The organism is Psychrobacter sp. K31L (assembly GCF_017942195.1).
GTDB classification, from domain to species: Bacteria; Pseudomonadota; Gammaproteobacteria; order Pseudomonadales; family Moraxellaceae; genus Psychrobacter; species Psychrobacter glaciei.
In genome coordinates this window covers 1-6923 of record NZ_JAGKSC010000015.1, presented here as the reverse complement: position 1 = coordinate 6923, position 6923 = coordinate 1, and the positions used below count along the sequence as shown (strand labels likewise).

General features: G+C 38.1%; 6 protein-coding genes. 2 read left to right on the top strand and 4 right to left on the bottom strand.

Annotation, left to right across the window (positions count from 1 at the left end; all coding sequences use genetic code 11):
- Positions 1 to 60: 60 nt before the first annotated feature.
- A complete protein-coding gene (locus J5X94_RS13700) occupies positions 61 to 582 on the bottom strand; it encodes a hypothetical protein (protein WP_210541604.1) in 522 nt (173 codons plus the stop codon).
- Between the two features lie 6 nt (positions 583 to 588).
- Positions 589 to 846 carry a hypothetical protein gene (locus J5X94_RS13695; RefSeq protein ID WP_210541603.1) on the bottom strand — a complete coding sequence of 86 codons (258 nt, stop codon included), beginning with the start codon at positions 844 to 846 and terminating at the stop codon, positions 589 to 591.
- Positions 847 to 1144: 298 nt separating this feature from the next.
- Here J5X94_RS13695 and J5X94_RS13690 point away from each other — a divergent pair, with 298 nt between their 5' ends.
- Entirely contained in the window at positions 1145 to 1450 is a 306-nt protein-coding gene (locus J5X94_RS13690; RefSeq protein ID WP_210541602.1) for an IS630 transposase-related protein, read from the top strand.
- On the top strand, positions 1422 to 1988 hold the full coding sequence (locus tag J5X94_RS13685; RefSeq protein WP_210541601.1) for an IS630 family transposase: 567 nt from the start codon (positions 1422 to 1424) through the stop codon (positions 1986 to 1988). The genes J5X94_RS13690 and J5X94_RS13685 overlap by 29 nt, the downstream gene beginning before the upstream one ends.
- 133 nt (positions 1989 to 2121) lie before the next feature.
- Here J5X94_RS13685 and J5X94_RS13680 read toward each other — a convergent pair whose 3' ends face one another.
- Complete coding sequence (locus tag J5X94_RS13680) at positions 2122 to 3153, bottom strand: hypothetical protein (protein ID WP_210541600.1); 1032 nt, start codon at positions 3151 to 3153, stop codon at positions 2122 to 2124.
- Positions 3154 to 3155: 2 nt separating this feature from the next.
- Positions 3156 to 6923: RHS repeat protein (locus J5X94_RS13675; protein WP_210541599.1), on the bottom strand; the 3768-nt coding region annotated here is incomplete at its 5' end.

The following is a 6923-nucleotide window of genomic DNA, read 5'->3' as shown; positions in this document are numbered from 1 at the left end:
TGCTGAATAGGTCATGTGTTCTTCTGCCATTTCGCTTGTTTTAAAACGATTGTATCTTATTTATAAAGAACTGACTATAGCTCTTTCATTAGAAAATTCTATTTTACGAATCCCTTCTGTAGATATTTTATTAGCTTTCTCTGCTTCTATCTTGTTATAAGGTAAAAAAGTATGCCAAGGTATTCTATCTTCATCATATACATATTTAGGGGGATTAATCTGATGATTAATACTACCGTCTTCGTTGATGAAAAAATTTAAAGCCCATTCGTCTGTACTATTACTAGTAATTATATTTTTATTGGATTTACTAATATCTATACAATCACCTCTAGCGAAAATAAGATTACTTTTTGGATCTACTTTAAAATCTGAAGCAATTCCCTTAACTGTTAGCTTGATCAGCTCCTCGTTATACATCCATTCTATAATAAAATACGGGTTATCTATATTATAACCAAAACCAGATTTATATTCAGCTTCTCTAATCGATGTATACCTCCCTCCCTTATATAAAAATAAATAGTCACTATATATGCATACTTGTCCTTTACTACTTGTAATTTCAAATTCTTCTATCATTATTTTTCAGCGTCTCCAGATGAGTAGAAGCTCTTTAAAATCACCACTTTTCATATCATATTCAAATTTTGCTACCCACTCGTAATTAAAGCCTAGTTCACAGATCATACAATCGTTTTCTTCATCTTTTTTTATATTAATTATTCGCTCAATAGGAAATTCTTTACCATCAAACAATATATTTTTCATATTTTTTAATTCTACATATCTTACAAAATTCAATTTAGAGTCAAAAATTGATATTTTATTATCTTGCATTTTCAAGTTGTAAGTTTCTTTACTAACTCCTATCACTGCAAGCCAATCAGTTTTATCATCCCATTCGATTCCATAAGCATTAACAAGAGTATCAGAGTAAATATCTAAAAATATTTTTTTATCGTTATACTCTATTTTTACCTTACCATAAACACCTTCCCTTTCATTATTAAAGAAATTATTTTTGTGTACAGCTTCACTATATGTTTCGTACTCACTCTTATTGAAGAGTCCATTGTATAGTCAGCTGACTTTAAAAATGTTATAAAGTAAATCAACTAAACGATTATCACTATAAACGACCATGACTTACTCCCTAGATTATCGCAAACAAGTACTGAAAAGCTTAGATGAAGGCATGACCTTTGCTGAAGCTGCCATTTTCTATGACATCAGTCCCACGACTATCCAAAAGTGGAAAAAGCGTCTTCACAGTAAAACCACCCAAGATATTAAGCCCTACAAAATAGAAGATGACGCTTTAGCTCAAGATGTTAAGGATTACCCTGACGATTATCACTATGAGCGTGCACAGCGTTTTAAATGTAGTCCAACAGGTATCAGTAAAGCCTTAAAGCGTATTGGTATTAGCAAAAAAAAAGACACTTAAGCATCCCAAAGCTTGTCCAGTAAAGAGAGCGTACTACCTAAAAAAACTTAATCACTTCATCTCTCAAGGCTTTGCTATTGTCTACATGGATGAGAGTGGCTTTGAGAGTGAAACAATGCGTCCTTGTGGCTATGCACCCATTGGTAAACCTTGTATTGATCGCTACAACTGGCAAGCTAAGGATCGAACCAACGTCATTGGTGCACTATGTGGCAAAATGCTGTTTGCACTCGATTGCTTAAAAACAAATATCAATAAAGAGATTTTCTATAATTGGTGCAAGCTCACACTGATACCAAAGCTTAAGAGAAAATGTGTGATCGTTATGGATAATGCTGCCTTTCATAAGCGCGTTCAAAAGCTGCTTAACAGACATGGCCACAGGCTATTATTCTTACCACCCTATAGTCCTGACTTAAATCCCATCGAGAAGAAGTGGGCTCAAGTGAAGTTTCTACGCCAAGGTTGGATGGAAAACGACTTATCTAAACTGTTTTATGATATTCATCCAAAACATAACTCTTTTGTAGTGCATTGACTATAGGCGTACCTATAAATTTAAATTTCATAATATGCTCTAAACTAACTTTTCTACGCAGATACTATAGCGTCCTTCTCTCTTTCTTGAAGAAAATCATTTGCACAGTAACAAATGAAATGTCTTTTTTTAACTACCAAAACTTCCAACTATTTTTCTTGGGCTCAGTGCTTTTAGGTAATTTATAATCCTCAGCAAAATTTGGATATTCACTTTTGACTCGAACAAGAAGGTTAACAAGAAAATCGTCACAGTAATTTTCTGACTTCGACGAAGATGGTAAACCCCCTAAAGGAGTTTTCAATAGAGAATGATCAGCTTTAATAGTGTTCAAATTATTTTTCTCTCTTAACTTCTCTACAATCAAAACCTCAAAAGGATAGTAAAAGAACTCATACTTCCCAAAATCATAATACTTTTGAAACTCTTTATCTTCTTCGAAGAACTTTGCTTCATTTATATGTCTATTACAAGCGTCAATAAAAAGCTCCTCTAGCGTACGACACCCTTCAAGACTCCAATCTTCAATAATTTTTTTGTATACATTGTCAGTAGGCTTAAATTCAATTACGCAAGGAATATTCCATCCCTGTTGTCTATTAAGAAAATTCAAAATAAAATACTGAGCATCTGAAGGTCTTTCTTGATTTTCAACACCACTAACAACATCAAACTTAATATTGATAATCTCAAACAGGTCTTTAGTTAACTGGTATGACTCTCGCTCCCAGTCAAGAACAAACAAATGAGCAATTAAAAATACGATACTATCTAAAGATAATCCTGTGTTAACAAAATCCCTTTTACCTTCTTTAAATTCTTCAACGTTCCTCTTATAAAAAAACATTTCAAGACGTAATCCCCAGTAGTACATTAAGGTGAAGCTATTAATTTCATCTTGATTACTAGCTCCAGAAAGTTTTTTATATAAGGAGTTACAGAGTTCAATATAATTAGAAAAACTCAGGTCATCAGCAACGTTTCTTTTGGCATTGTATTCGTACCCTTCAATATATTCTGTAGGTGGAACTTCAAACCTTTTTCCTGAAGAATACTTCAAAAGTCTTTCATTTCTTTCGAATATATCGACTTCAATATGAGATTTTTTGAGAAAATTCCTTATATTTGGAAATTTTTTATTAGTAATTGCTCTTGTATATTTCATAGTTATTTTAACCTTTCACTTGGCTTAGTACTTCCTGTCCATTTGAATATCTTTGCAATAGTATTACCTGTTTCGTTGATTTTAGGCAATACCACTTGCATTACTTTGTTATCAAGAGTGTAGGTAGCATTGGGCCCATAAAGTAACTGGTAAATTTGTTCAGCATACTCTCTATCATCCTTTGATACACTTTTGCCAGAAATCTTGCCAGTTCTAGCTTCTAAAATCCAAGTTCTAAACCTTTCATTTGGTTTTCCGTTAGGCCATGATACAGGTGTCTTATGTGTATTAGGGTTAGAGGTTGGCATCTTCGATTTGACTTCAACATGTTCTATAGTTTTAGTTTCTTTATTTATTCTAATTAAATCTGGACCGTTGCCACTACCATTTTGTATACCACGATATTTAGCACCTGTTGCTGCTTCCAAGATATTTTTCGCTACGCTTTCACCTAGGATTCCATCGTTACTTAAGTTGTTTCTTCCAGTAGAGGATTTAACTTTAGGCCCTAATAAAAAAGCTTTTTCTGCTAGGTCATTTAACGAAGAAAATTTAATTGGAGCTAAATAACTATTTTTAGTTTTATTTTTTACACTATTAATAATACTTGATGACACTTTAGGTAGTTTTGAAGTTAAGGATTTCAAAATTTTAGGTATTTTAGTTACTGCAGCAACTGCACCTACAACTTCTATAGCTCCTTTTATTCCAGCTACCATGGAATTCACTGCGTTATTTAAATCACTGATAGTACAAGGTAATAATGCAACCTTTCCAACGTCAACTATCGCTTCTAATATATTAAAAGCCGCTGTACCTATATACCAAGCCGCTAATCCAAACACAGCTACATCTGCAACCCAACCTATTGGTGTAGCTTGGGCTGCTGCATATACTGCGAAAATTAGTGCTGTAGTAGCTATTGTTTTAGGTGAAGAAATTAAATCTCTAAGAGCTTGTCTAACATCACCGATAAACCTCTCAGATGCTTTACTTATTACATATTCAAACTTTTCTTCTGCACTCCATAAGGAAACGTCTTTCTTATGATAATCAGGATACAACCCATCAGGATCGCTAACCGAATGCGGCTGATTGAGGGCAAAGGCGAATAGATCAGGCCCTGCTGCTAGACCTAACGGATCGGGGGTGAGGTACTGCTGGTTTAGTGCGTCATAGTAGCGATTGGTATTGTAGTGTAAACCGCTTTCACTATCATAGTATTGGTTGGATAGACGCAGGTTAAGCTCGAACGTGCTTTTGGCATTAATGTTGGCATAACCAAAGCCTTCGTTATCTGCTTGCCATACCAGTTTACTAATACTATCGGTGACCGCTATCGGCGCGTTTCTATGGTCGGTATGAATATAGTACAGCTCATCTTGCTTAAGGATGGCAATAGGCGTGTCGTTCAGCCAAATATATTGTTTAAGGTTTTTCGCCGTTTGGGTAGCCGCGTCTATAGTTTCAGCAATAATCTGATTACCATCATAGAAGTAATAGGTGGTTTTGGTGGTACTGCCTTGATTATTGTAGGTCGTTTTAGTGATACGCTGGTTAAAAGTGTTGTAGCGATAGTCAGCTACGGGTATTAGGTTGCCTGTTCCATTAGTACTGGTAATCTTAATCAGTCGGTTTTGACTATCATACTCGTAGTGCTGATCGCCTTGTTTAATGGTTCTGCCCCATTGATCTATCTCAGGGGTTTGGCTAATCTGTTCTACAATGTCATTTTGTGCAACGGTTAATGGCTCAGGGTTTTGATCGTAGAGGATTTGGTCAAGCACGGTACGCACTTGCTGACTGACAGAACTTTGAGGTTGAATAGCATCACCCATCTGCCCGCTGTGGGTTTGAGTGACTTGTTCAGGTTCTAGCTGTTTCTGATTAGGGTCGTAATTAAGGGCAGTTTGTCCAACTTTGGGGTTACCTGCTAGAACGATACGGCCGTTTTGATCCTTTTGTACCAGGTTACTAATGCCATTACCGAAATTAAAACTCTGTACCAGACTGGTGTCACTGTCTGAGTTTAGACCCGTGATAATGGGTTTGTCCAAAATGCCTTTTAGATAAATGCCGTTCAGTACGCCTACTTTTTTCTTGTCATCACCGTTATAGGTGTACTTGATAACGTTGCCGTCAGGGAGGGTTTTGGACTGGACTCGGCCTTGATCGTCGTAGCTATAGGTGAGGGTGAAGCTTTGATTATCGACTTGCTGGGTATGAGTGAGTAGTTGGGCATTATCATTGTAGCTAAAGCGCTCTTGCCCTGTAGGATAGGTGACTTTAGTGGGTTTGTTGTGTTTACCCCACTCAACACTATGCTGTTCGGTGCTACCATCCGTTGACGATACGGTAATGCCAATGACACGCCCGATGTTATCACGCTGATAGGTTTGCGCGTTTAGCGGTGATTGACTTGCAATAAGTAAGCGGTTGGCATCATATTGGTAGCTGCTAACCCCTGTAGTGGGACTGTCGACGCTAATAATGTTGCTAAAGTCGTCAACGCTATAGGTGGTGATAAGTCCTTGGGCATCCGTTTGCTCTACTTTTGCTTGTATAAAGGTTGGCGGCTGATTGATCAGGGCAGCTACTTTTTCAAAGGGGTTGATAACTACCTCAGGACGGGCGCTGTTGCTTTGTCCATCCTCAGCAATAGCTTTAATACTGGCTAAGAGCTGCTGCTTAGTCGTATTATCAAGAGTTTCAAATTCGGTCTGCTGCTCTACTTTGCCATCGACTAGTAAGTTGGCAGCGGTAAGATTGCCCTCAGTATCACGAGTCAGATCAATTTGAGCTTGCTTACCATCGCCCATGCCGATGATTTGCCCACTTGCGTCATACTGGTAGTTCAGTATCTGACCGAGTGGATCGGTGATTTGCTGTATTCTACCTAATGGGTCATAGTTTATTTGGCTGACTTGTCCCGCTTGATCGCTTTGGGTGACTTGACCTTGCGCATTGTATTGATATTTGTTTGTTGTGCCGTCGATATTAAGTAGAGTGACGACTCGGCCTTGATTGTCGTAGCTCATAGCCTGAGTCAAACCCTCAGGATAGTTAATACTAATGAGCTGATTATCCTTATCATACTGATAGCGAGTTGTATCTTGATCACCTTGCAGAGGCCCATTTACTGCGACTAGCTGTTGCTTACCATTAATCTTCTCATAGCGATAACTGGTGGTACGACTGATAGACTGCGCTTGACTAGTTGCGGTTGCAGGCTGATAACCCATTTCGGTCATCGCGGTGACATTACCTGACTCATCATAGGTAAGTGTCGTCTTTGAAGTCTTACCTTCTTCAACCACGCTAGGGCGAGTGATTGAGGTCGGTAACATGGGATAGTCTACACTGTCATAGCTATACCCCAGCCACGTTTGCTGGCTCTTGCTATCTGTACTACCGGTTTGCGTCACCTTGATCGTGCGTCCAAGCGTATCATAGGTAGTTGACATAGCTGATACTACATGCCCTTGCCCCTGACTATCAAGCTGACTGGTTTTAGTGACCCGCCCTACACTATCATACTCGTAGCTCACGTTGCTTGGTCCACAAGTGACACAACCTGCGCCTATTACCGATAACAGTTGTGCTTCACTGTTAGTGTAACGATAGCGGTAATCAGTACTCTCCCCCACACTGTTGGTGAGGGTGTTGGTAAAGATGTGACCCGCTTGAGTAGGTATCACCGTATCTTTATCAAAGACCACACTGACCTTTTCTATACCGTCTTTGTGGGTTGAGCTTATAGCACGATCATA

Coding starts and splice junctions, on each gene's coding strand:
- J5X94_RS13690 (WP_210541602.1), top strand. CDS start 1,145: ATGACTTACTCCCTAGATTATCGCAAACAAGTACTGAAAAGCTTAGAT.
- J5X94_RS13680 (WP_210541600.1), bottom strand. CDS start 3,153: ATGAAATATACAAGAGCAATTACTAATAAAAAATTTCCAAATATAAGG.
- J5X94_RS13700 (WP_210541604.1), bottom strand. CDS start 582: ATGATAGAAGAATTTGAAATTACAAGTAGTAAAGGACAAGTATGCATA.